21 protein-coding genes are annotated in these 24690 nt (G+C 59.7%); 12 read left to right on the forward strand and 9 right to left on the reverse strand.

What is annotated here, in order from left to right; translation table 11 throughout:
* The 6 genes from IEX40_RS11470 to proX form a co-directional block, all read left to right on the forward strand.
* Positions 1–853, forward strand: an 853-nt coding sequence (locus tag IEX40_RS11470; protein ID WP_188748318.1) for an aldehyde dehydrogenase family protein, incomplete at its 5' end; no start/stop codon positions are given.
* A 21-nt stretch (positions 854–874) separates the two neighbouring features.
* On the forward strand, positions 875–2572 hold the full coding sequence (gene betA / locus IEX40_RS11475; protein ID WP_188748320.1) for a choline dehydrogenase: 1698 nt from the start codon (positions 875–877) through the stop codon (positions 2570–2572).
* A 228-nt stretch (positions 2573–2800) separates the two neighbouring features.
* Positions 2801–3748 (forward strand): choline ABC transporter substrate-binding protein, encoded by a 948-nt coding sequence (locus IEX40_RS11480; protein ID WP_188748322.1) that lies wholly within the window; start codon positions 2801–2803, stop codon positions 3746–3748.
* Between the two features lie 21 nt (positions 3749–3769).
* Positions 3770–4615, forward strand: a complete 846-nt coding sequence (gene choW / locus IEX40_RS11485; RefSeq protein ID WP_188748324.1) for a choline ABC transporter permease subunit — start codon at positions 3770–3772, stop codon at positions 4613–4615.
* A gap of 1 nt (position 4616) precedes the next feature.
* The gene (gene choV, locus IEX40_RS11490; RefSeq protein ID WP_188748326.1) at positions 4617–5822 is read left to right on the forward strand and encodes a choline ABC transporter ATP-binding protein; all 1206 of its coding nucleotides are present in this window, start codon (positions 4617–4619) and stop codon (positions 5820–5822) included.
* Positions 5823–6180: 358 nt separating this feature from the next.
* Positions 6181–7209, forward strand: coding sequence for a glycine betaine/L-proline ABC transporter substrate-binding protein ProX (gene proX / locus IEX40_RS11495; protein ID WP_188748328.1), 1029 nt, complete (start codon positions 6181–6183; stop codon positions 7207–7209).
* Positions 7210–7279: 70 nt separating this feature from the next.
* Here proX and gbcB read toward each other — a convergent pair whose 3' ends face one another.
* Positions 7280–8410 carry a glycine betaine monooxygenase reductase subunit gene (gene gbcB / locus IEX40_RS11500; protein ID WP_188748330.1) on the reverse strand — a complete coding sequence of 377 codons (1131 nt, stop codon included), beginning with the start codon at positions 8408–8410 and terminating at the stop codon, positions 7280–7282.
* Between the two features lie 332 nt (positions 8411–8742).
* On the opposite strand from gbcB, the gene gbca reads away from it, so the two are divergent.
* Positions 8743–10005 carry a glycine betaine monooxygenase oxygenase subunit gene (gene gbca, locus IEX40_RS11505; RefSeq protein WP_188748332.1) on the forward strand — a complete coding sequence of 421 codons (1263 nt, stop codon included), beginning with the start codon at positions 8743–8745 and terminating at the stop codon, positions 10003–10005.
* 195 nt (positions 10006–10200) lie between these two features.
* The gene (locus IEX40_RS11510) at positions 10201–11127 is read left to right on the forward strand and encodes a LysR family transcriptional regulator (protein ID WP_188748334.1); all 927 of its coding nucleotides are present in this window, start codon (positions 10201–10203) and stop codon (positions 11125–11127) included.
* Between the two features lie 46 nt (positions 11128–11173).
* Here the strand turns inward: IEX40_RS11510 and IEX40_RS11515 are convergent, their stop codons facing one another.
* The 5 genes from IEX40_RS11515 to IEX40_RS11535 all read right to left on the reverse strand — a co-directional run bounded on the left by IEX40_RS11515 (position 11174) and on the right by IEX40_RS11535 (position 18632).
* A complete protein-coding gene (locus IEX40_RS11515; protein WP_188748336.1) occupies positions 11174–12616 on the reverse strand; it encodes an efflux transporter outer membrane subunit in 1443 nt (480 codons plus the stop codon).
* Positions 12609–15791: an efflux RND transporter permease subunit gene (locus IEX40_RS11520; protein WP_188748338.1), complete on the reverse strand. Its 3183-nt coding sequence runs from the start codon at positions 15789–15791 to the stop codon at positions 12609–12611. The genes IEX40_RS11515 and IEX40_RS11520 overlap by 8 nt, the downstream gene beginning before the upstream one ends.
* Positions 15792–15807: 16 nt before the next feature.
* Positions 15808–16971 (reverse strand): efflux RND transporter periplasmic adaptor subunit, encoded by a 1164-nt coding sequence (locus IEX40_RS11525; RefSeq protein ID WP_188748340.1) that lies wholly within the window; start codon positions 16969–16971, stop codon positions 15808–15810.
* Positions 16972–17135: 164 nt separating this feature from the next.
* A complete protein-coding gene (locus tag IEX40_RS11530; RefSeq protein WP_188748342.1) occupies positions 17136–17654 on the reverse strand; it encodes a DUF1269 domain-containing protein in 519 nt (172 codons plus the stop codon).
* A 69-nt stretch (positions 17655–17723) separates the two neighbouring features.
* The gene (locus tag IEX40_RS11535) at positions 17724–18632 is read right to left on the reverse strand and encodes a LysR family transcriptional regulator (RefSeq protein WP_188748344.1); all 909 of its coding nucleotides are present in this window, start codon (positions 18630–18632) and stop codon (positions 17724–17726) included.
* A gap of 172 nt (positions 18633–18804) precedes the next feature.
* Here IEX40_RS11535 and IEX40_RS11540 point away from each other — a divergent pair, with 172 nt between their 5' ends.
* A complete protein-coding gene (locus tag IEX40_RS11540) occupies positions 18805–19530 on the forward strand; it encodes a sulfite exporter TauE/SafE family protein (protein WP_188748345.1) in 726 nt (241 codons plus the stop codon).
* A 39-nt stretch (positions 19531–19569) separates the two neighbouring features.
* Here the strand turns inward: IEX40_RS11540 and IEX40_RS11545 are convergent, their stop codons facing one another.
* Entirely contained in the window at positions 19570–20544 is a 975-nt protein-coding gene (locus tag IEX40_RS11545) for a GlxA family transcriptional regulator (RefSeq protein WP_188748347.1), read from the reverse strand.
* 145 nt (positions 20545–20689) lie between these two features.
* Between IEX40_RS11545 and IEX40_RS11550 the strand changes: the two genes are divergently transcribed.
* A complete protein-coding gene (locus IEX40_RS11550) occupies positions 20690–21178 on the forward strand; it encodes an isochorismatase family protein (protein ID WP_188748349.1) in 489 nt (162 codons plus the stop codon).
* Here the strand turns inward: IEX40_RS11550 and IEX40_RS11555 are convergent.
* Positions 21175–21753, reverse strand: coding sequence for a hypothetical protein (locus IEX40_RS11555; RefSeq protein WP_188748352.1), 579 nt, complete (start codon positions 21751–21753; stop codon positions 21175–21177). The genes IEX40_RS11550 and IEX40_RS11555 overlap by 4 nt on opposite strands.
* 210 nt (positions 21754–21963) lie before the next feature.
* Between IEX40_RS11555 and groES the strand changes: the two genes are divergently transcribed.
* Positions 21964–22278: a co-chaperone GroES gene (gene groES, locus IEX40_RS11560; RefSeq protein WP_188748353.1), complete on the forward strand. Its 315-nt coding sequence runs from the start codon at positions 21964–21966 to the stop codon at positions 22276–22278.
* Entirely contained in the window at positions 22275–23906 is a 1632-nt protein-coding gene (groL, locus tag IEX40_RS11565) for a chaperonin GroEL (protein ID WP_188748356.1), read from the forward strand. Before groES ends, groL begins: the two co-directional genes overlap by 4 nt.
* Positions 23907–23964: 58 nt before the next feature.
* Here the strand turns inward: groL and msrA are convergent, their stop codons facing one another.
* Positions 23965–24555, reverse strand: coding sequence for a peptide-methionine (S)-S-oxide reductase MsrA (msrA, locus tag IEX40_RS11570; protein ID WP_188748358.1), 591 nt, complete (start codon positions 24553–24555; stop codon positions 23965–23967).
* Between the last annotated feature and the right edge of the window lie 135 nt (positions 24556–24690).

Raw genomic sequence — 24690 nt, forward strand, 5'->3', positions numbered from 1 at the left:
GGGCGATGCCCGGGTCGGCCAGATGCTCACCGCCCACCCCGGCATCGCCAAGGTCTCCTTCACCGGCGAATGCGGCACCGGCAAGAAGGTAATGGAAGCCAGTGCGAAAACCCTGAAGTCGGTGACCATGGAGCTGGGCGGCAAATCACCGCTGATCGTGTTCGACGATGCCGACCTGACCAACGCCGTGTCCGGCGCCATGCTGGCCAACTTCTATACCCAGGGCGAGGTGTGCACCAACGGCACCCGGGTGTTCGTGCATGAGTCGCTCTACGACGCCTTCCTTGAGCAGCTGGCCGAACGCACCGCGAAACTGAAGATCGGCGACCCGATGGATATGCAGACCCAGGTCGGCGCGCTGATCTCCGAAGCCCACCTGGACAAGGTGCTCGGCTATATCGACGCGGCCAAGGCCGCCGGCGCCCGCCTGCTCTGCGGTGGCCAGCGCGTGACCGAGGGCGACCTGGGCAAGGGCAACTTCGTCGCCCCCACTGTGTTCGCCGACTGCACCGACGACATGCCGCAGGTGCGCGAGGAGATCTTCGGTCCGGTGATGTCGGTGCTGAAGTTCAGCTCCGAGGAGGAGGTACTCAAGCGCGCCAATGATACCGACTACGGTCTGGCCGCGGGCCTGTTTACCCGCGACCTGAGCCGGGCACACCGGGTGATCGCCCAGCTGCAGGCGGGGATCTGCTGGATCAACACCTGGGGCGCCTCCCCCGCCGAGATGCCGGTAGGCGGCTACAAGCTGTCCGGTATCGGCCGTGAGAACGGCGCCGAGACCCTAGCCCACTACACCCAGACCAAGGCGGTGTATGTGGAACTCGGCGACATCGAGTCGCCCTACGATTAACCCTTAAAGCCGATCAGAGCAATGCAACAGAGTTTTGACTACATCATCGTTGGCGCCGGTTCCGCCGGTTGTGTGTTGGCGGATCGCCTGAGTGCCGATGGACACAACAGCGTGCTATTGCTGGAAGCGGGCGGCTCCGATCGCAACATTTTGATCCAGATGCCGACAGCCCTCTCCTACCCGATGAGCATGCCGCGCTATGCCTGGCAGTTCGAATCCGAGCCGGAGCCCGGCCTGGATAACCGCCGCCTGCATTGTCCGCGCGGCAAGGTGCTTGGCGGCAGCTCCTCAATCAATGGCATGGTCTACGTGCGCGGCCACGGCTGCGACTTCAACGAATGGGCCGAACAGGGCGCCGACGGCTGGAGTTACAAAAACTGCCTGCCCTACTTCAGGCGCGCCGAGACCTGGTCCGGCGGTGCCGACGCCTATCGTGGCGGCGATGGCCCTCTGGCCACCTGCAACGGCAACGAGATGTCGCTGAACCCGCTGTACCAGGCGTTCATCGATGCCGGTGAGCAGGCCGGTTATCCGAAAACCTGGGATTACAACGGTTTCCAGCAGGAGGGTTTCGGCCCGATGCATATGACCGTCGATGACGGGGTACGCGCCTCCACCAGCCATGCTTACCTGCGCCGAGCACTTAAACGCGACAACCTGAGCCTGATAAAAGGCGTGATGACCCGTCGTGTGCTGCTGGATGACGGCCGCGCTACCGCCGTCGAGTTCGACCACAAAGGTCATCGTTTGACGGTAACCGCCAACAAGGAGGTGATCCTCAGTGCCGGCTCCATCGGCTCGCCGCAGTTGCTGCAGCTCTCCGGCATCGGACCGGCCGAGGTTCTGAACCAGGCGGGTGTCGAGATCAAGCATGAGCTGCCCGGCGTGGGCGAGAACCTGCAGGATCACCTGGAGGTTTATTTCCAGTACCGCTGCCAACAGCCGATCACGCTGAACGGCAAACTGGACCTGATCAGCAAGGGGCTGATCGGCACCCGCTGGATCCTGCGCCGGGATGGCCTGGGCGCCACCAATCACTTCGAGTCCTGCGGCTTCATCCGCTCCCGGGCCGGGCTGAAGTGGCCCAATATCCAGTACCACTTCCTGCCTGCGGCGATGCGTTACGACGGCAAGAAGGCGTTCGACGGTCACGGTTTCCAGGTCCATGTGGGCCCGAACAAACCGGAGAGCCGCGGTACGGTGCACATCACCAGCGCCAACCCCAATACACCACCGGAGATCCGTTTCAACTACCTGAGCACCGAGCAGGATGTGCAGGACTGGCGCGACTGCATCCGCCTGACCCGCGAGATTCTCAATCAACCGGCGCTGGATGGCTACCGTGGCGAGGAGATCCAGCCCGGCGCCAGCATACAAACGGACGAGGAGATCGACGCCTGGGTACGCCAGAACGTGGAGAGCGCCTACCACCCCTCCTGCTCCTGCAAGATGGGCGCGGCTGACGACCCGATGGCGGTGGTCGATCCTGAGTGCAGGGTGCGCGGACTTGAGGGCCTACGCGTGGTGGATTCGTCGATCTTCCCCACTATCACCAATGGCAACCTGAACGCACCGACGATCATGGTCGCGGAGCGGGCAGCCGATCTGATCCTCGGCCGCACACCGGAGGTCAGTGAAAGTGCCGAGATCTGGATCGATCCGCAGTGGCAGACCCGCCAACGTCCAGAGCAACCGAAAAGAATTTACGACAATGAGTAGCGCCGCTCCCCGCATGAAAAAAACGCATCCATGCGCCCGCGGCACCGCGTACAAGCTTTACATGAAAGCGCCTGAAGCTGGCACGCCTTACAAACCCAGGCAGTGACAGCGTCTTCCGCCCGCTCAGCCGAGCCGCGCTAGCCCGGCTGACCAGGCGGTGACTGGCCCCATGAAAACGGGCTTCGCTACGAGCAGAAGCCCTACCAGTAACCCAAGGAGAATGGATAGATGAACACCAAGAACCTGAGCCGAATCACCCTAAGCACCCTGCTGGGTGCCAGCCTGAGCTTCTCTGCGCTGAGCCAGGCAGACGAGTGCTCCACCGTACGCTTCTCCGATGTCGGCTGGACCGACATCACGGCCACTACCGCGATCACCAGCGAAGTCCTTCAGGGACTGGGCTACAAAACCAAGACCCAACTGCTCTCCGTACCGGTCACCTATAGTTCCCTGGCCAATGGCGATATCGACATATTCCTCGGCAACTGGATGCCGACCATGGAGGGCGATATTGCCAAATACCGCGACAACGGCACCGTGGAAACACTGGGGGCAAACCTTGAGGGCGCCAAATACACTCTGGCGGTGCCCAAGTATGTCTACGACGCCGGCGTCCACTCCTTTGCCGATATTGCCAAGCATGCCGACGAGTTTGCCGGAAAGATCTACGGCATCGAGCCGGGTAACGATGGCAACCGTCTGATCCAGGATATGATCGACACCGATGCCTTCGGCCTGAAGGCGTTCGAAATCGTCGAGTCCAGCGAAGCGGGTATGATGTCACAGGTAAAGCGCGCCGTGCGCCGCGACCAGTGGATAGTGTTCCTCGGCTGGGAACCACATCCGATGAATGCCAACTTCGAACTTGCCTATCTGGAGGGCGGTGACGACTACTTCGGCCCCAACTACGGTGGCGCCACCGTATACACCAACGTGCGCAAGGGCTACACCGATGCCTGCCCGAACGTGGGCACGCTGCTCAACAACCTGAAATTCAGCCTGGCAATGGAGAATCAGGTGATGGGGGCCATTCTGGACGATGGCAAACAGCCGGACGCCGCCGCCAAAGAGTGGCTGCAAGCCAACCCCGCGGTACTCGACGCCTGGCTTGAAGGGGTCACTACCATCGACGGCAAGAGCGGCCTGACGGCGGTGAAAAGCCACCTGAATCTCTAATCCCAAAAAGGTAGTTATATTATGGATTGGTTAACCGACCATAAGATACCGCTGGGCAGATGGATGGAGTCGTTTGTCGATTGGTTGACGCTGAATGCGGCCGGGTTCTTCGACGCGATCTCCTTTTCACTGGAGTGGGTGATTCTGTCACTGGTCGATCTGTTTCTCTGGTTCCCTGCCTGGTTCATTATCGCCTTCGTTGCGGCACTGGCCTGGGGGCTGCACCGGAAAGTCCCGTTGGCGGTGTTCAGCGCGGTTGCCCTGCTGCTGATCCTGAACCTGGGTTACTGGACCGAGATGATCGAAACGCTGGTACTGGTACTCACCGCCACGGCGCTATCGATCCTGTTCGGCATACCGCTGGGGATCCTCGCCGCCCATCGGCGCTGGGTCTATACCTTGCTGCGGCCGATCCTGGACCTGATGCAGACCATCCCCACCTTCGTCTACCTGATCCCGACGCTAGTGCTGTTCGGCCTCGGTGTGGTACCGGGGCTGATCTCCACCATCATCTTTGCCATCGCTGCGCCGATCCGCCTGACCTATCTGGGTATCAGCCGGGTACCGGAGGAGCTGATCGAGGCTGGCAAAGCGTTCGGCGCCAGCCCTGGCAAACTGCTGTTCAAGGTGGAGCTTCCAGCTGCGATGCCCAGCATCATGGCCGGCGTCACCCAGTGCATCATGCTGTCGCTGTCGATGGTGGTAATCGCCGCACTGGTCGGTGCCGACGGCCTCGGCAAACCGGTAATACGCGCTCTGAACACCGTCAACATCTCTCAGGGCTTCGAAGCGGGCCTGGCAATCGTCCTGGTGGCGATCATTTTGGACCGCATATGCAAGAAACCGGGCAGCTCGGAGGAGGTCTGACATGGCAGCAGTCGACATCAAAAACCTGGACGTGGTATTCGGCCGGAACCAGAAACAAACACTGGCTCTGATGGACAGGGGGCTGTCGCGGCAGGAGATTCTGGACCAGACCGGAGACGTGGTCGGCGTTCAGGGCGCCTCGCTGAGCGTAAAACAGGGCGAGATATGCGTTCTGATGGGCCTCTCCGGTTCCGGAAAATCTAGCCTGCTACGCGCCGTCAACGGCCTAAACCGGATCTCGCGCGGCAGCCTCGAGGTGCAGGATGGCGAGCGCATGGTTGACCTGGCTCACTGCGATGCAGCAACGCTGCGCCACCTGCGCAGTCAGCGTATCTCCATGGTGTTCCAGAAGTTCGCACTGATGCCCTGGCTCAGCGTGCTCGATAACGTGGCCTTCGGGCTTGAGATGCAAAACGTGGGTAAGCGCGAGCGGCGCCAGCGCGCCATAGAGAAGCTGGAGATGGTGGGCCTCGCCGACTGGCACGACAAGCAGCCCCATGAGCTCTCCGGCGGCATGCAGCAGCGCGTGGGCCTGGCCCGCGCCTTCGCCATGGACAGCGACATCCTGCTGATGGACGAGCCGTTCTCGGCGCTGGACCCGTTGATCCGTTCCCAGCTCCAGGATGAGCTGATCGCGCTGCAGCGCAAGCTCAACAAGACGATCCTGTTCGTCAGCCACGACCTGGACGAAGCGCTGAAGATCGGCACCCATATCGCGATCATGGAGTCGGCGCGCATCATCCAGCACGGCAAGCCGGAGGATATCGTGCTCAACCCCAGCACCGCGTACGTGCAGGATTTTGTCGCCCATACCAACCCGCTCAACGTACTGCGCGGACGCTCACTGATGACCGGCATCGGCGCGCTGCAACTGGAGGGGGCAAGCCTGTTGCTTAACGCCCATGACCAGAGCCGTATCGAGCTGGACAACGGCAAACCGGTGTCGGCGCACCGCGGTGGACAGCGACTCGATCTGCTGGAGTGGCAGGAGGGACAGCCTTTGGACGCGGTGGGCGACAACATGGTGGTGATCACCAGCCCCGAGGTCTCGATGCGCAGCGCCATCGAGCTGCGCTATCGCAGCGGCCTGCCGGTGCTGCTGCGCGAAGGTGGACAGCTGGTCGGCATTCTGTCGGACCGGGACTTCTACCACGCCCTGCTGGGCAAACACTTCACCCAGGAACCGGCACACGCCGAAGTCGCCTGAGCCAGCTCATTTCCGAGCAGAAGAAGCAAAAAAGGCCGATCCAGTAATGGATCGGCCTTTTTTGCTGGCAGTGTAAACCGGCAATAGCTTCCGCCTACGTCAGCCCCTCCCAGTACTATAAACACACTACTTCCTCCTAGAGACAGCGCCTTAAGCACAGGCAAGGTCGCTGACAGCAAATCCCCCAAAGCGCTTTACCTATATACCTTGGTGTTGCGCCAGCTGTTCGAAAGCGACGCAGCGCCGGAGTATGAAAATCCCTGAGCAGCAGCCAGCAACTTCCACTGCTTGCCGGGCGGATTACAAACGATCCTGTACGATCCGGCCACATAATAATCACAACAAGGAGTTTGCCTATATGCGCACCCGACTAACCCCGCTATGCAAACAGGTGTACACGCTGACGACTATCGCCACGATCACGACAGCAACTCTGGCTGCCAGTGTTCAGGCCGAGACCCTGCCCGGCAACGGCAACGGCAACAGGGTCACCCCAATCTTCTCGAATGTTGCCGAAGAGCGCTTCCGCGGCGAAGTGGCGATCGCTGGCCTGACAGAACTGGGTTACGACGTAACTGACCCCAAAGAGACCGACTATGCCAACATGATGGCATCGCTCTCCTCCGGTGCAGCCGACTTCAACGTACATCTCTGGGACAGACTGCACGATAACTTCTACCAGCAAGCGGGTGGCGAGGGTACGCTACTCAAGGCCGGCAGCGTTATTCCCGGGGTACTGCAGGGCTACCTGATCGACAAGAAAACCGCCGAGCAATATGGCATCAGCTCTCTGCAAGACCTCAAGCAACCCGAGATCGCTAAGCTGTTCGACAATGATGGCGATGGCAAGGCGGACCTGACCGGATGCAACCCCGGCTGGGGATGCGAGCAGGTGATCAATCACCACCTCAAGGCGTACGGTCTCGAGGATAGCGTCACCCACCACCGTGGCCCCTACTTCGAACTGATGGCCGACACCATTGCGCGCTATCACGAAGGCCAACCGGTGCTCTACTACACCTGGGTACCGCAATGGATCGCCGGCGTGCTGGTTGAAGGCAAAGATGTCCTGTGGCTTGAGGTTCCATTCACCAGTCTGCCGGATGGCAACAATGATGTGCTGACCAGCTACAAGGGCAAAAACCTCGGCTTTGCGGTCGATGAAGTGATGTCCGTGGTAAACCTGAACTTCGCCAAAACGCACTCACCAGCGATGATCTTCCTGTCCCAGCTTCAGATCTCGGCCGGCGACGAAAGCAGCCAGAACCTGAAGATGAAAAATGGCGAGGATTCGATCGACGATATCAAGCGCCATGCCCAGGAGTGGGTCTCGGCACACCGTGACCAGTTTGACGCCTGGCTGAACCGGGCACGCGCCGGAAAGTAACGTAAGTGCTGAAACAAAAAAGCCGATCCTCACGGATCGGCTTTTTTATCTCTGCAATCTGCAGCTGGAATCAGAACTCTACCACCACATTGCCCTTGGGCACGCTGCAGCAGGAGAGAAAGTAACCTTCCGCTTCATCCTCTTCGGTGATACCGCCGTTATGCGATGTCTCCACCTCACCCTCAAGGCGCTTCACCTTGCAGGTACCGCAGATACCCATACCACAAGCCTTGGGAATGTGCAGCCCCAGTTTGGCGGCTGCGGCGTGAACAGTCTCGCCCGGAGCGATACGCACACTTTTGCCGGTAAGCGCGAACTCGACGTTCATCATATCGGCAACTTCCAGCGCTTCCGCCTCTTCCGCCGCAGTCTCCGCATCCTGCATCGCCTGCTCTTCGTCCGCCACCGGAGTAGCGCCGAACGACTCCTCGTGGTAACGACTCATATCGAAGCCCGCATCCTTAAGGATGTGCTTGACCGCATTCATGTACGGCGTCGGGCCACAGCAGAAGATCTCACGCTCCATGAAGTCCGGCGCCATAAGATCAAGCATGGTACGGTTCAGATATCCCCGGAAACCTGCCCAGACCTCACCCAGATCATCACTGTGCTCGCAGACGATATGCATCTTGAACTCAGGTATCCGAGAGAAGATATGCTCCAACTCGCGGTGGTAGATAATGTCTTTTGGCGAACGAGCACTGTGGACAAACTCCACATCCACAGCAGCATTGGTGTCGAACAGCCAGCGAACCATGGACATCACCGGTGTGATCCCCACGCCGCCGGACAGCATCAGCACTTTGTCGGAGGGATGATCGGTGATGTTGAACTGCCCAACCGGTCCATGCACCGCCAGCTCAGCCCCCTCGACCATATTGTCGTGCAGCCAGTTGGACACAACACCGCCCGGTGCGCGCTTGACGGTAATAGAGAAGCTGTAGGGCACCGAGGGTGAACTGGATATGGTATAGGAGCGGAAGATCTGCTCGCCTTCGATCTCCAACTCCAGAGTCACGAACTGACCGGGTTTGAAGAAGAACATGATCGGCTGCTCGGCCATGAAGCAGAAGGTCTTAACGTCCCAGGTCTCCTGAATCGCCTTGACGCAACGCACCATATGGCGACCATTACGCCAGACCTGGGTGGTCACCGGTACTGATGTCTCGCTACCGACTGTAGAAACGCTCTGATTGTTCATGGCTGGCACTTCCAAAAAACGTATGTTGGGTTTGTGATCCTCGGGTGGGATCTCGTTAGGGCGAATTGTCAGTTCAACCCTCTGCAACCACTTACCTATTCGCGACTCCGAATTGTCTTAAAATAACCAAAATTGACTATATTTGGCATACCTAGTCTTAAACAGAATTGGTCGATGTCGTGAATAGAAAAACCGATAACCCTACTCGAAGGCAGGATTAGCTCCAGACACCACCCCGACCCCAAACAGCCAAAGGGTCAAGGGTATCGGGTCGTTAAGGAAAGCAGCGCCCATAGCGGGCGTAAACCCCACATCTTTTTCGAGATACACAGATGACACAGAACGATCTGCTTAACCTCAACTACTCCAGCCTAGAACAGGCTCGCGAGGAGATGACCGGATTGCTGAAGGAGCGCAACCGCGATTACTCACTGCCGCAGCCTCTCTATAACGACCCGCACATGTTCCGTCTCGATATGGAAGAGATCTTCCAGAAAGAGTGGCTGTTCGTCGGCATGTCCAGCGAAATCCCCTCCAAGGGTGACTACTTCACCGTCGAGGTCGGCCAGAACCCGGTCCTGGTGGTACGTGGTGCCGACGGCAGCATCAACGCCTTCCACAACAGCTGCCGCCACCGCGGTTCGCGTATCTGCTCAGAGCACCGCGGCAAAGTCGCCAACCTGGTTTGCCCGTACCATCAGTGGACCTACGACACCAAGGGTAACCTGCTGTTCGCCGGTACCGAGATGGGCGACGGCTTCGACAAGCAGCAACACGGCCTGAAAAAGGCACACTGCAAGGTCGGCGGCGGTTTCATCTATGTCTGCCTGGCCAAAGAGGTGCCGGAAGGCGACTTCGACGAGTTCCTGGCGACCCTGGACGAGTACATGGAGCCGTATGACGTTGAGAACACCAAGCTCGCCGTCGAATCCAACATGTACGAGAAAGCCAACTGGAAACTGGTAATCGAGAACAACCGCGAGTGCTACCACTGCGAAGGCAACCACCCGGAGCTGCTCAACACCCTGCTGGAGTGGGACGATACCAACGACCCGCGTGCACCGCAGTCCTTCCTCGACTACTACGCCCGTCAGGCTGCCGAGTGGGATGCTGAAGGGATTCCGCACAAGCACAAGAGCTTCGGCGTGCGTAACCGCATTGTGCGTATGCCGCTGAAGGAAGGCACCCAGGTGATGACCATCGACGGCGAGCAGGGCTGCAACAAGCTGCTGGGTCGTATCAAGAACCGCCACCTCGGTTCCATGCGTATCCTGCACCTGCCGAACTCCTGGAACCACATGCAGAGCGATCACTTCATCGTGTTCCGCGTACTGCCGATCTCCGCTCAGGAGTCCCTGGTGACCACCAAGTGGTTTGTACACAAGGATGCCGTTGAAGGCGTGGACTACAACCCTGAGCGGCTGCGCCAGGTGTGGGACGCCACCAACGATCAGGACCGCGTACTGGGCGAAGAAAACCAGCTCGGCATCAACTCCGTCGCTTACGAGCCGGGCCCCTACTCCAAGACCTATGAGTTCGGGGTTATCAACTTCCTGGATTGGTACACCGATACCGCTCTGAAGAACCTGGGTTAATCGCCAGTGAACTGAAAAAGGCTGCCGAAAGGCGGCCTTTTTTTTATTCAATCCCGTTCGCTTACGAAGCCGTCGCTGGAAAAATTCCGTCAAGCAACTGGTGGTCTGCGGTAACATATCTATTCGGTTAATATGAAGAGCGACGCGCTTTCCGTCGATCGGCAATACTGACTATATCGGGGCTGCAATCGATCCATGATTCCAAATCAGCTGCAAACCTTTCTCGCAGTCGTCAAGAACGGCAACTTTTCCGCGGCTGCGCGACAGCTCGGCGTCTCATCGGCTGCGGTCAGCAAGTCGGTCGCTCAACTCGAGAAAAACCTTGAGGTGCGCCTGTTTCATCGCACCACACATTCGTTGACGCTGACGGAAGATGGCCACGACCTGCACAAACGCACCGGCCCTCTCGTCGAGCAACTCGAGGACCAGATCCGCCTAAGTACCGATAAGCAGAAATCACCTCGTGGCCGCCTGAGGGTGAACCTGCCGGAGACCTTCGGTCGTTCAGTCGTGCTACCGCTGCTCCCATCGTTCATTGAGAAGTATCCCGATATCCAACTGGATCTGAGCTTTGAAGACCGACTCGGAGACCTCGTCAAGGAGGGCGCGGACGTTGGCATTGGGGTCATGCTGAGCCCGGACAGCACGGTAATCGCACGCGAATTTTACCGGATTCAGCCCATGCTGGTGGCCAGCAAGAGCTATATTGAGCGCCACGGCGCTCCTAATACACCGGAAGAGCTGTCACAGTACAACTGTATCGCTTTTCGCTCCTCTACCACCGGGCGAATCAAGCCCTGGAACTTCAAGATCGGCGGTGAGCATATACAGGTCGAGCCGCAAGGCAACCTGATTGTGAATGACCTTTCGGCGGGCATGCGAGCGGTCGAGATGGACCTGGGGATCGCGATGATCGGTGCCGGCCACGCTCAGACGCTGAGAGATACCGGCAATATCAAGCGCATGCTGCAAGCGTACGAGCCGGACCCCATACAGGTATTGATCTATTACTCGTCACGCTATTATCTGCCCGCAAAAACACGGCTCTTCATCGATCACCTGATGGAGCACGCTCATGATGACCGAACCCTCAACCTGGATGAGTGGACCCGCAGTCTATAAAGAAGCCCGCCAGATGGCGGGCCACTCAAGGGGCACAGCTGCTACCTCAAGACTGCTTCAGGGCATCGACCCAGTTGCCGGGAAACGCTCCATACACCTCGGCATAGGCATTAAGCCATTCGGTTTGTACACCGACCAGCGCATCCTCAGATTCAAGCAGATCCCGTTGTGCATCGAGGAATTCGATATAGGGCAACACACCCTCCTCGTATCGGGCCTGCGCCTGTTCGAACGCCTGCCGGGCAAACTGATGGCGGCGACCTGTCTGCTCCAGCCGTTGAGTCCTGGCAGCCCAGGTCTGAATTGAGCGGTCGGCCTGGTTCAGTACCGTCAGAAGTGTCTGCTCATACTCGGCCAGTACCGCCTGCTCCTCGAACTGCGCGGCGTTCAGCCCGGCTTTAAGAGCTGACAGGTTCAGCAGCGACCACTGCAGACGCGGTGCAACGCCCAGCTGTTCGCGGGCATCGCCAAGATCGAGACTGGATGCGCTCAGCCAGCCGATGACGCCCGACACACTGATATCGGGATAGAGCGCGGCCTTGGCCCCGTCCGACAGCGCCATCGCCTGTTCAACGCGCGCCTGGGCCTGGAGTAGCTCGGGTGAGCGCATCAATGCATGGGAGGGATCATTGAAAACAGGTGACAGAGAATCAGCCGTTGGCAGTGCCACACTCAGCAACTGCAGCTGCAGCTGATCCGAGGTCAGCCCTACCAGGGTGGCCAGTGTTTCCCGGTAACCCGCCGCGGCCTCCTCCAGCAGCGGCCGTCTGGCCAGATACTCATGTTGCAGCGCCTGAGCGCGGTACAGCTCCAGCGGCGTCGCCACGCCCTCTTCATACCTGAGCCTCAACGTGGCGACAGACTCCTGCAGCGAACTCAACTGTTGCTCGAGTACACCCAGTTGGCGTTGGGTACCGGAAAGCTGGGTATAGGTTTTAACCACGCCGTTCACCACTTCGGCCAGCACTGCCTCGTGACTGTACTGCTGGTAGTTCAACTGCGCCTCCGCCCGAGCGATGGCGGCTCGGATACGGCCGAACAGATCGAGCTGCCAATCGGCAGAGAGGCCCAGCGAGACACTCTCCTGTCGCCTAACCTCTAGACCCGAGCCGGCAGTCTGCTCTCGCGACAGGTTCAGGTTGCCGCTGAGACCGCCTTGAGGACGACGCTGGTCACGCGCCACATCCAGCCGCGCCATCTGGGCATCCAGCCGCAATGCGGCCGCCGCCAAATCCTGGTTGCTTTGCAGGGCACGCTCGACCAGACGGTCGAGCTGGGCATCGTTCAGCGCTTCCCACCAGCGCAGCTCGGCATGAGCGCCCTGAGCGCCGGGTTGAATAGCGACCGAACTCAGTCGATTCAGCGTATCGCTATCCGGTTGCGGAAGGGCACCATGAGGTGCCGTCACGGAACATCCCGCCAGCACCACCAGCAGCATTGCCACACCGGCGCTTTTTAACGCACCGCGCTTTCCGTTACGTTCAGACACGAATGCCCTCCTCCTCAATCAACTCCGCTTCCATTGAGGAATGCGGTTTACGTTCCAGCGCGGTCATCGCCATATAGAACACCGGCGTGAATAGTAGACCAAACAGCGTGACGCCGATCATGCCTGAGAACACCGCGATCCCCATGGCGTGGCGCATCTCGGCGCCGGCGCCGGTCGCCAGCACCAGCGGTACGACACCGGCGGTAAAAGCGATGGAGGTCATCAGTATCGGACGTAATCTCAGGCGACAGGCCTGGAGAATGGCGTCTAGCCTCGAGGTGCCGCTATGCCGCCGATCGCGGGCGAACTCGACCATCAAAATAGCGTTTTTACTCGCCAGGGCGACCAATACGATAAGGGCGATGCGGGTGAAGATGTTGTTATCACCCGATGTCAGCCAGACCCCGGCCAGCGCCGACAGGATGGTCATCGGCACGATCAGGATGATCGCCAGTGGCAGCGTCAGACTTTCGTACTGGGCAGCCAGCACCATGAACACCAATAGCACCACCAGCGGGAAGATGTAGACCATGGTGTTGCCGGCCAGGATCTGCTGGTAGGTCACCTCGGTCCACTCGAACGCCATGCCGTCATCCAGCTGTTCATTGAGTATTCGCTCAATCGCTTCCCGCGCCTGATCGGAGCTGTACCCGGGTGCAGGGGTACCGTTCAGCTCGGCACTGGGATAGGCGTTATAGTGCATGACGCGGTCCGGTCCGATGGTTGGCTCCACCGTCAGCACTGAGCCCAGCGGCACCATATCACCAGCGGCATTACGTACTTTGAGTCGCAGGATCTGCTCCGGGTCGACACGGTAGTTGGCGTCGGCCTGGGCGTTGACCTGGTAGGTCTTGCCGAACAGGTTAAAGTCGTTGACATAGAGCGAGCCCAGATAGATCTGCAGCGTCTCGAACACCTGATCCAGCGGGATCCCCTGGATCATCGCCTGCTCCCGGTCGATATCGATATCCATCTGCGGCACCTGGATGCGGAAGCTGGAGTAGAGTCCGACCAGAGCAGGATCCTGCTGTGCAGCCCCGATTACCTTCTGCAGATTGTCGAACAGCGCATTGAATCCAAGGCTGCCACGATCTTCGATCTGCAATTTGAAACCGCCGGTGGTGCCCAGCCCAAGGATCGGTGGCGGCGGAAAGACGGCGACAAATGCCTCATCGATACCGGCAAAACGGCCATTCAACTGGCCGGCTATCGCATTGGCGGACAGCGCCGGATCCTTACGCTGATCAAAGCTGTCCAACGTCACAAACACGATGCCGCTGTTGGAGCTGTTAGTGAAACCGTTCACGGACAGACCTGGGAAAGACACGGTCTGGTTCACCCCCGGTGTGTCGAGTGCGATCTGCTCCATCTCGCGTACCACCGCCTCGGTACGATCCAGGCTCGATGCATCCGGCAACTGCGCGATAGCCACCAGATACTGCTTATCCTGCAGCGGAATAAAGCCACCGGGGACCGCATCGAACAGCTTTACGGTGCTGCCCAACAGCCCCAGGTAGACGATACCAACCACGAAGCCGAGGCGAATCAGGCGTTTTACCACCTTCTCATACAGCACCCCGCTGCGATCGAACAGGCGGTTGAAGGGTTTGAACAGCCACCGACCGAACAGCGCATTCATCAGCCGTGTCGGCAGGTCCGGCTTGGCGTCGTGCCCCCGCAGCAGCAGGGCCGATAGTGCCGGCGAGAGCGTCAACGAGTTGAACGCCGAGATCAGTGTCGAGATGGTGATGGTCAGCGCAAATTGCTTATAGAACTGACCGCTCAGGCCCTGAATAAAGGCGGTCGGGATGAATACTGCACAGAGCACCAGCGCAATGGCGATAATCGGACCGGTAACCTCGGTCATCGCCTGCTTTGTCGCCGCCATCGGTGACAGGCCGTTACCGATGTTGCGTTCTACGTTCTCCACCACAACGATGGCATCATCCACGACAATACCGATCGCCAGTACCAGTCCGAACAGCGACAGGGTATTGATCGATACGCCTAGCCACTGCATCACGGCAAAGGTACCGATCAGTGACACGGGCACAGCGATCAGCGGGATGATCGATGCGCGCCAGGTCTGCAGAAACAGAATCACCACGATGACGACCAGGGCGATCGCCTCAAGCAGGGTATCGATTACCGCTTCAATGGAGCCGCGCACAAACACGGTGGGATCGTACGCGATCTCGTAGGATACACCTTCCGGGAAGCGCTGCGACAGCTCTTCCATGGTGGCACGCACCTGGTTGGACAGTTCGATGGCATTGGCACCGGGACGCTGGAAGATCGGGATCGCCACCGCAGTGCTTCCGTTCAACAAGGCGCGCAACGAGTAGCTGTCCTCGCCCAGATCGATTCGTGCCACATCACGCAGGCGCGTGATGGCGCCATTGGAATCCACCTGCACCACGATATTGCCGAACTCGTCCGGACTTTGCAGGCGGCCTTTCACGTTGAGCAGAATCTGGAACTGGCTGTCGCTGCCGACCGGCTGAGCGCCCAGGCTGCCGGCCGCAACCTGCCGGTTTTGCGAGCGTACTGCACTCACCACATCGCCGGGGGTCAGATGGCGCGAGGCCAGCGCATCGGGTTGCAGCCATAGGCGCATGGAGTACTTACCGCCGCCAAACAGGCGCACGTCGCCCACGCCGGGCAGGCGCGCCAGCTGGTCCTTGATATAGATATCGGCGTAGTTAGACAGGTAGCTGATCTCACGATCGCCTTTCGGCGAGTACAGATGCACCACCATGGTCAAGTTGGGCGAGGATTTCTCCGCCACCACGCCTAGGCGCTGCACATCCTCCGGCAGACGCGGCAAGGCACTGGCAACCCGGTTCTGCACTTGCACCTGGGCCCGATCCAGATCGGTACCCAGGGCAAAGGTCAGGGTCAGCGTCATGCGCCCATCCGTGGTGGCCTGGGAGAACATGTACAGCATGTTCTCGATGCCGTTCATCTCCTGTTCGAGCGGCGCCGCGACGGTCTGCGCGATGACGTCGGGGTTGGCCCCGGGATAATTGGCGGTCACCACGACTGTCGGCGGCACCACCTCGGGGTACTCGCTGACCGGCAGCTGGAACAGGGATATGGCGCCCCCCACCAGGATCAGCAGTGACAGCATCGCGGCAAAGATCGGACGCTGGATAAAGAAATGACTGAGTTTCATCTGTGTCGATACCTGCTTATGCCGACGGCTCCGCCGCCTGCACTGCCTCAAGAAGGGTCAGGCCCTGTTGTTCAATAACCACATCCCGCGGTGTCACCGGCATCCCCGGCCCAACCCGGGCCGGTCCGTTTACGGCGATACGGTCCCCCGGGTTCAGGCCGGACTCAATCACCCGCAACGCTCCGGCCCGATCCCCCAGCTCGACCCGACGATACTCGAGCACGCTGTCGGCGTTGACGACGAGGACGAAGCGGTTTTTCAGATCGGTACCCACGGCTCGGTCCGGCACCATGACGCGAGGCCGTGCCTCACTTGCGGTCAGGGAGATACGGGCAAACGCGCCTGGTCGCAGAATGCGACCATCGGCATCGAAGGCCGCGCGCACGCGCAAAGTACCGGTCTGGGCGCTGATCCGATTGTCGATGAAATCGATCCGTCCCGAGTAGCTCTGATCGTCATTCCCGGCCAGCTGCAGCCGAGCCTGGGTGTGCCCTGATGCATCCACCCCGTTGAAGGCGCTGTTCCAGGTACGTTCGTCCACATCGAAGTAGGCATAGAGCCGGTCGGTAGCGACCAGCCTGGTCAGCACGCTCTGCCCCGCCTGTACATTGTTACCGGCAGTGATGAACGCATTCGAGGCGGTACCGGTGATTGGCGCGCGGACATCGGTAAACTCCAGATTCAGGCGTGCCGCTTCCAGGGCCGCCCCTACCGACGCCAGTTCCGCCTGACGCTGGCTGGCCAGGAAAATCCGCGACTCCGCCTGCTCCTCGGACATGGCATTACGCCCCTGCAGACGGCGCGCCCTTTGGGCTTCGGACTGTGCCTGCTGCAGTGCCGCCCGTGCTCGAGTCAACTCAGCCTCAAGACGGCGAACCTCGGCATCGAAGGGGCGCGGGTCGATACGGAACAGAATATCGTCCTGCTCGACCACGCTGCCCTCGGTGAATTCGACCGACTCGATCACACCGGAGACACGTGGCCTCAGCTCGATCTGCTGCGGCGATTCCAGGCGGGTGGTAAAGGTGTACTCCGGGCTATACCGGGCATAGAGCACCTGCGCCACATCGACGGGCTGGGCGCTGGGTGGTGGTGCTGCGGCAGCGGTGGAATCGGCTTCCGCCGTGCAGCCCGCTAACGCTGCTGAAAAAAGCAAGAAAAAGAGTATACGAAGGTGCATACGCCTCACTCCGGTGTTGGGTAATGGATGGATATTGTTAGAATTCGAGGGGGATATGCGACGTAGTATCTAACTGCGGGCTTAAACCTTGTACTGGGTAACAGGTTTAATCGGTTTCAAATATTAGTTAACACCAGAAGGGAGGGGGAACAGCGGTGTAATGATCAGCCCTTGTCAGATCGCCTTTCCAGCTCATAGTTACCGATACGGGCCTCGGGGTGATGTCCCTCGATCAGCTGGAGAATCTCCTCTTCGCGCTCGCGGCTGACATCGATCATCATCAGCAGCTGACCGGATTCGATCTCCTGCGCTAACTCATCGAGTTGCGGAGTGCCCGCGGACACGCCGATCATCGCGCTGGCCCAGGCACCAAAACCCGCACCGAACAGCCCCAGGCCCAGCAGTGCGCCGCCGCCAAGCGCCAGCCCCGCCGGCGGGAAGGTGACCGCAAGTACGCCCGCCAACAGACCGGCCGACCCGCCGAGAATGGCACCGCGTTCAAGTGCCGGAATCAGATCGGACGATTGCGCCAGACCTGCTTCATGCAGGTGAGCCTCCTCCAGCAAGTGGTGGTCCTTACCCACAACGTAGATCTGTTTTTCTTCGATGTTCGCATCCCTGAGCTCATTGACGATCTTGCTGGCACTTTCGATCCCCGGTACCAGAAAAAAGAGACGTTTCATAATCGGCTCGCGTTGCTTTCGGGCGTACTCGCCCAGTGTCTAAAGTATAGGCAGCGTGCAAGAACGCGATCATGAATATCCTTCTGCTAGAGAGGCCGAGGTCATCTCCTGCCAGAACGCCCGTGCCAGTTCACTCAGCGGTATATCGCGCAACCGGATCAGATAGATCGGCACCCGGCTGCGAGAGTTGAAGTTGTCCACCTCCAGCGCCACCAGTTGACCGTTGTTCAGCTCCGCCTCGACCATATGCTCCGGCATCCGTGCCCAGCCCAGGCCCGCTACCAGCAGTGCCCTCTTCATCTGATAATCGCCAACATACCAACGCTGCCCAGCGGGAAGCACGTTGATATGATCGAACGGCGCCAGCGATCCAGTATCGCTGATCAGGATATGCGGCCGGTTGCGCAGCTCGGCCTGGGGAATGATCCGCTCGCCACAATCAAGCAGAGAGCCCGGCAGAAAGTCCGGCGCCGCAACAGTCACCATGCCGATATCGCCGATACCGACCAGCTCGAACCGCTCATCGAGACCAACACGGGGGCCGATGGCCAGGTCCGTCTTCTCCCGGAGCAGCCGCTCAGGCAGGCCGGACAGGTGCTGGGTATCGATCTTCAGGCGCATCTGCGGATAGCGGTTGCAGAAACGCCTGACCGCATCGAGCCAGAGCGGATCGGCACACATGGCACTGAGCGTAAGGCTCAAGACCGGCGCTTCGCCAAGGGCCAACCTGTGACCCAGGTTCTCCAACTCCTGCACCTCACCCAGCAACCGCCTGGCCTGACGATAGAACGCCCTGCCCTCGTCTGTCAGCGTCGGGCGATACCTCTCCCGGTTGAACAGCCGAAAGCCGAACGTCTCCTCCAGCGCCCGCACCGCGGCACTCACCGTCGACTGGGTCTTGAACACCCTCTCCGCCGCACCTCTGAAACTGCCCTGCTCCACCACGGCAACAAAGGCCCGCAGCTGTTCATTGGTCATGAGCGCTCTCCACATGATCGATTTAAACGATCATTATAGAGCAAATATATCATTATCTTACGATCAGCCACCGGAGTAACCTTGCCGCATCGGTCAACAGTGTCGGGCGGGAAGCACCCTCCCCCCGCCAGGAACAACCCCGTACAACCGCATGACGTAAGGAAAACCCGCTTTGGATCCAACACTCTGGTGTGTTCTTGCGGCCGGACTGGTAACCGGCTTTTCTAAATTTTCAGTGGGAGGCATGGGCCTGCTGATCCTGCCGCTGCTGATGATCGCCCTGCCCGGCCCCGAGGCGCTGGGCGTGCTCATCCCGATGTACATCGTCACCGACCTGATGGCGGTCGCGCTTTATCGCCACAACATCAACTGGAAAGTGGTCGTCGAGCTGCTGCCCGCTTCACTAGTCGGCCTCCTGCTCGGCACCTGGCTGCTGTCCGGTATCGACACCCGTATCTTTACGCCACTGCTTGGCGGTCTGATCCTGTTCATACTCGGCCTCGGTCTCTGGCTCGACCACCGCCCCGCCGAGCTGATGCGCCACCCCCTGGCCACCAGCTTGACCGGCCTGGCAGGTGGCTTCATCAGCCTGATCGCCAACGCTGCAGGGCCGCTGTTCAGCCTCTACCTGCTGCAGCAGCGACTGCCGAAAGCGGCCTACATCAGCACCCGCGCCTGGACCTTTATGCTGATCAACGCCGCCAAGCTGCCGCTGGTCGGCTCCATCGGCCTGATCACATCCGACAGCCTGCGTCTGAGCCTGTATGGCCTGCCCGCGATGGCCCTGGGCGCCGCCATTGGATACTGGCTGCTGCGTCGGCTGCAACTGGCCCAGTTCAAGTGGCTGATCCGTTTCATGGCCGGTATCGCGGCGATCAAGCTGTTCGCGTTCAGCTGAGCGGTCGCGGGAGTCATGGCGCTACTGCCGATGCGTTTCCTACCCAAGGCCGGTCGTGTCCAACCTCTCCTGTCCGAACGCCTTGCGCCAGGCGCTTGGGCTGATGCGATGATGTTGCCTGAAATGCTGTCGGAACGAGGTCGCGGTCTGAAATCCCACCCGCTCCGCGATCTGCTCGACGGAAAGAGAGGTGGTTTCCAGCAGTTCGCGGCTGCGCTGTATACGCTCGTTCACCAGCCATTTGACCAGTGTCGTGCCGGTCGCCTTGTGAAATTGGCGCGTGAAGGTGCGTCTGCTCATGCCCGCGCGGGCGGCAAGCGTGTCGATGCGATGCAACTGCGACAAGTGTTCACGCATATAATCTAGCAGGCGGCTGATATGCGCATCCTGAGTGGAGACAGCCACTGGCTGCTCGATAAACTGCGCCTGTCCCCCTTCCCGGTGCGGCGGAATCACCATGATGCGGGCCACCTTGTTGGCAATCTGCGCACCGTAATACTCACGCACCAGATGCAGACAACAGTCCATTCCCGCTCCGGTGCCCGCCGAGGTGATCAGGCGATCCTCCTCCATATACAGCGCATTGGTGTCCAGCTTGACCCGGGGAAAGCGGCGGCCGAAATCCTGTTCGGCCAGCCAGTGCGTGGAGGCTCGCCTGCCATCCAGCAGACCTGAATAGGCCAGAGCATAGGCGCCGTAACAGAGCCCCACCACATGTGCTCCGCGTCGGTGCGCGCGTACCAGCGCCTCGGACAGCTCAGGCGTCGGAGGCTCGTCCAGATCGTGCCAACCCGACACCACCAGAATATCCGCGCTGTCCAGCAGCTCCAGCCCGCCGTCGGGGTTGACCGTTATCGCCCGTTCGGCCTCGACCGCCTCGCCCTCGGCGGTCACGATCAGCAGCTCGAACAGTCGCCGACCGGGCAAGCCGATATTGAACACCATGTACGGAACCGAGAAGTGAAAGGGGCTGAATCCGGGGAACAGCACCAAACCGACTATCGGCACGGCCATCACGATTCTCCTGCACGCGTTTTCCGCCATTCTGGCATGATGGCCCGATTATTTCGAATAATGTCATTCAGGCCAATTTCTCGCCTCCCGCTGCTCCTCTAAAGTGTCACTCAAATCAACCGGCACACAACACGAGGCACACGATATGAAAGCGGCACTGCTCGTAATCGATATCCAGAACGACTACTTTCCCGGAGGAGCTTTCGAGCTGGAGAACGCCGAATCCGCTCTGCGGGGAGCAGTGGAGGCGATCAGGCAGGCGAAGCAGGAGGACTGGCTGGTTATCGGCATTCAACACCTCAGCCCGGCGGGCGCTGCGTTCTTTGCGCCTGATACCGAGGGCGCTAAGGTGCACCCGGAGATAGACGCCGCGCTCGACCGCGCGCCGCTGGTGATCAAACACCAGGCCGACAGCTTCTTTGAAACCGATCTTGAGCAGATGCTGCGCGAAGCCGGTGTTACCGACCTCTACCTCACCGGCATGATGACCCAGCACTGCATCACACACACCGCCCTGTCACCACAAGCTGGTGGTATAAACATGCACATAATCGCCAAAGGCTGCGCCGCCCCCACCCAGGGGCTGAGCGACCTGGCGCTACGAGGGCTGAGCACGCGCTGCACAGTCGTTTAATGCTGGCGACTATCCAGAGCCACCCCCATCGCCTTCAACTGGTTCGCCAGCGCCGGGTTTCGGGTCTGACGCCAGCGCTGGTACAGCGCCATGATTTCGGTGGCGCTGTATTGCCGATACCGGCGACAGATACGGGCGACCAGTTCGAGCATCTGGGCAAAGCTGTCGGCCAGTTCGGCAAACACATGACGAAGCTCCAGTGCATGGCTGGCCAGGTAGTCGTACGCGCCGCCGCCCATGCCGACAAAGTAGTCGCGCTGGATCCCTTTACGTGCGTAATGCTCCGGAAACAGTGCCCCCAAAAACAGCGCCTGATCGCCAAGCTGACGCAGTAACAGGCAGCGCTCCCGCTCATGGGCACACTCCTGCGCATCGCCATACAGCAGCGCCAGAGGGCGGATCCCCAAGTCACCGTCCTGATAACTGAACAGCGCATCGTTGCGGCTGAACCGTCCCAGCAGGTTTCCCAGGTACCAACGGGTTTCTTCATTGGGGTGGGAAGCGGATTCTTCGAGAAGTTGTTCGCGAAAGTACTCTTCCAGTCCGTTCAGACCGGCTCTTTGCACCCTGGGCATAGGTCGACTCTCCTGTGTCCAATCACCTCTTTAACCTAGCAAAAAAATGCCGTTCAGGCAGATCTCTTGAACGTTGAAAAAAATTCTAGTTGCCCCCCTTGAAAGCGGTTCACCGTGCACATATTTGATAGCTGCGGACGCGATAAGGCGTTCCTTTATTTCTTTTTATTACCTGTATATCAGTAGGTTACATAAGGAGGAAATTTTCGTATGAGCATTCGACCTCTTCATGATCGTTTAGTGGTCAAGCGCCTGGCGGCCGAGACCACCACCAAGGGAGGCATCGTGATACCCGATAGCTCTGCGGAAAAGCCGAGCCAGGGCGAAGTGGTCGCCGTTGGCGAGGGCGCTCTGCTGGAAAATGGCGAACGTCGTCAACTGGATGTCAAAGTCGGTGATCGTGTGCTGTTCACCAAGTATTCGGGTACCGAAGTCAAACTCGATGGCGAGACGCTGCTGGTGATGCGTGAGTCAGACGTACTCGCCGTGATCGAAAACACCCAGTCAGAGGAGAAAGCAGCATGAGTGCCAAAGCGGTTAAATTTTCCAACAACGCCCGTGAGCGGATGCTCGCCGGGGTCAATATTCTGGCCGATGCGGTGAAAGTCACCCTGGGACCCAAGGGGCGCAACGTGGTACTCGACAAGAGCTTCGGTGCCCCACGCGTGACCAAGGACGGGGTATCGGTCGCCAAGGAGATCACGCTGAAGGACAAGTTCGAGAACATGGGCGCGCAGATGGTGAAGGAGGTGGCCTCCAAGACCGCCGATATCGCCGGTGACGGCACCACCACTGCCACTGTACTGGCCCAGGCGATCGTCCGCGAAGGCCACACGGCGATCGCCGCCGGCATGAACCCGATGGACCTCAAGCGCGGTATCGACGCCACGCTCAAGGCCGCGGTCGAGGAGCTGCAAGCACTGGCGACCCCCTGTGCCGACAGCAAGTCGATCGGCCAGGTGGCCACGGTATCCGCCAACTGGAACGAGGATATCGGCGAGATTCTGGCCAAGGCAATGGACAGGGTCGGCCGTGACGGCGTGATCACCGTCGAAGAGGGCAAGTCGCTGGAGAATGAGCTGGAAGTGGTCGAAGGTATGCAGTTCGACCGCGGCTACCTCTCCCCCTACTTCGTCACCAGCCAGGAGAAGATGCAGGTCGAGTTCGAGAGCCCCTACATCCTGCTGTTCGACAAGAAGATCTCCAACATCCGCGAGTTGCTGCCCACCCTGGAGGCCGTGGCCAAGGCCGGCAAGCCGCTGCTGATCATCGCCGAGGATATCGAAGGCGAAGCCCTCGCCACGCTGGTGGTGAACAACCTGCGCGGCATTCTGAAAGCTGCTGCGGTCAAGGCACCGGGTTTCGGCGACCGCCGCAAGGCGATGCTGGAGGATATCGCCATCCTGACCGGCGGCACCGTGATCTCCGAAGAGGTCGGCCTGTCGCTGGAGAGCGTAACCCTGGATCAACTCGGTAGCGCCAAACGCGTAGTGATCAGCAAGGAGAACACCACCATCGTCGATGGCGCCGGAGCCAAGGACGCGATCGACGGCCGCGTACAGCAGATCCGTCAACAGATCGAGACCACCACATCCGACTACGACCGCGAGAAACTGCAGGAGCGCGTCGCCAAACTGGCCGGCGGCGTGGCCGTAATAAAGGTCGGCGCCGCCACCGAAGTCGAGATGAAGGAGAAGAAGGACCTGGTGGACGACGCCCTGCACGCCACCCGCGCCGCCGTCGAAGAGGGTATCGTTGCCGGAGGCGGTGTGGCCCTGGTGCGCACCGCCGCCAAGCTGGCCGAGAAGAAGGTGGCCACCGCCAACAGCGATCAGGAGGTCGGTGTCCGCATCGCCCTGCGCGCCATGGAGGAGCCACTGCGCCAGATCGTCAGCAACGCGGGCGGCGAAGCCAGCGTTGTGCTCAACAAGGTGCGCTGCGGCGAGGGCAACTACGGCTACAACGCCCAGACCGGAGAATACGGCGACATGCTCGAGATGGGTATCATCGACCCGGCCAAGGTGACCCGCTCTGCCCTGCAGAACGCGGTTTCCATTGCCGGCCTGATGCTGACCACCGAAGCGATGGTCGCCGAGTTGCCGGAAGACAATAAAGCAGCCGCACCCGGCGCAGGCATGGAGGACTGGGGTTAATTCCCCTTCAACCATTGGGCCGGGAGGTTCGCCTCCCTGCCCTCAAAACCGACGCCGATCAGTGCACGCTGCGATCGCCCCAGATCTCTTTCAACCGGCTGTCACGACCACAGTTCCAGCGATAGAACTTATAGCGAAGCGGGCTCTTCTTGTAGAAGTCCTGGTGGTAACTCTCATCCCCCTTGATCGGGTAGAAGGTCGACGCTTCCACAATGGGCGTCACGACTCTCTGATCGGGAAACCGCTGCTCCACCTCCCGCTTGGACCGCTCGGCGATGGTCCGCTCCTGCTCGTTGGCCACGAAGATCGCAGTTCGATAACTCGGCCCCTTGTCACAGAACTGACCGCGATCATCGAAGGGATCGATATTGACCCAGAAATGATCCAACAGCTCGGCATAACTGATCTTGTTCGGATCATAGGTGATCTCGACCGCTTCGACATGTCCCTCATGGTTGCCGTTATAGGTCGGATTCTTCAGACTGCCGCCGGTAAAGCCTGAGACCACATCCGTCACCCCCTCCAGTTTCTCGAAATCGGCTTCCATACACCAGAAACAGCCTCCGGCCAAAACCGCCTTATCCGCCAAAAGACCAGGGGATCCGAACAGAAAGCCAATTAATATCAAAAAGTTGAGAAAATACTTCATAACCTTTCCTCCGCTATTAGACGGTATAGCGCATCATGGGGACGCTGTCAGACGATAGGCAGGGAATTAGCCAGGTGCAGTTTCAAGGGCCCAGCCCGCCACTGAAAGAAAGAGTTTCGGCTCGGCTGAGACTTG

The organism is Marinobacterium zhoushanense (assembly GCF_014641945.1).
Classification (GTDB): Bacteria; Pseudomonadota; Gammaproteobacteria; order Pseudomonadales; family Balneatricaceae; genus Marinobacterium_D; species Marinobacterium_D zhoushanense.

Excerpts from the sequence above, each read along its gene's own strand:
- IEX40_RS11525 (WP_188748340.1), bottom strand. The coding sequence starts at position 16,971 with ATGCACCTTCGTATACTCTTTTTCTTGCTTTTTTCAGCAGCGTTAGCG.
- IEX40_RS11510 (WP_188748334.1), top strand. The coding sequence starts at position 10,201 with ATGATTCCAAATCAGCTGCAAACCTTTCTCGCAGTCGTCAAGAACGGC.
- betA (WP_188748320.1), top strand. The coding sequence starts at position 875 with ATGCAACAGAGTTTTGACTACATCATCGTTGGCGCCGGTTCCGCCGGT.
- IEX40_RS11555 (WP_188748352.1), bottom strand. The coding sequence starts at position 21,753 with ATGCCCAGGGTGCAAAGAGCCGGTCTGAACGGACTGGAAGAGTACTTT.
- IEX40_RS11535 (WP_188748344.1), bottom strand. The coding sequence starts at position 18,632 with ATGACCAATGAACAGCTGCGGGCCTTTGTTGCCGTGGTGGAGCAGGGC.
- IEX40_RS11550 (WP_188748349.1), top strand. The coding sequence starts at position 20,690 with ATGAAAGCGGCACTGCTCGTAATCGATATCCAGAACGACTACTTTCCC.
- gbca (WP_188748332.1), top strand. The coding sequence starts at position 8,743 with ATGACACAGAACGATCTGCTTAACCTCAACTACTCCAGCCTAGAACAG.
- choW (WP_188748324.1), top strand. The coding sequence starts at position 3,770 with ATGGATTGGTTAACCGACCATAAGATACCGCTGGGCAGATGGATGGAG.
- IEX40_RS11530 (WP_188748342.1), bottom strand. The coding sequence starts at position 17,654 with ATGAAACGTCTCTTTTTTCTGGTACCGGGGATCGAAAGTGCCAGCAAG.
- proX (WP_188748328.1), top strand. The coding sequence starts at position 6,181 with ATGCGCACCCGACTAACCCCGCTATGCAAACAGGTGTACACGCTGACG.
- gbcB (WP_188748330.1), bottom strand. The coding sequence starts at position 8,410 with ATGAACAATCAGAGCGTTTCTACAGTCGGTAGCGAGACATCAGTACCG.
- groL (WP_188748356.1), top strand. The coding sequence starts at position 22,275 with ATGAGTGCCAAAGCGGTTAAATTTTCCAACAACGCCCGTGAGCGGATG.
- IEX40_RS11480 (WP_188748322.1), top strand. The coding sequence starts at position 2,801 with ATGAACACCAAGAACCTGAGCCGAATCACCCTAAGCACCCTGCTGGGT.
- groES (WP_188748353.1), top strand. The coding sequence starts at position 21,964 with ATGAGCATTCGACCTCTTCATGATCGTTTAGTGGTCAAGCGCCTGGCG.
- IEX40_RS11520 (WP_188748338.1), bottom strand. The coding sequence starts at position 15,791 with ATGAAACTCAGTCATTTCTTTATCCAGCGTCCGATCTTTGCCGCGATG.
- choV (WP_188748326.1), top strand. The coding sequence starts at position 4,617 with ATGGCAGCAGTCGACATCAAAAACCTGGACGTGGTATTCGGCCGGAAC.
- IEX40_RS11545 (WP_188748347.1), bottom strand. The coding sequence starts at position 20,544 with ATGGCCGTGCCGATAGTCGGTTTGGTGCTGTTCCCCGGATTCAGCCCC.
- msrA (WP_188748358.1), bottom strand. The coding sequence starts at position 24,555 with ATGAAGTATTTTCTCAACTTTTTGATATTAATTGGCTTTCTGTTCGGA.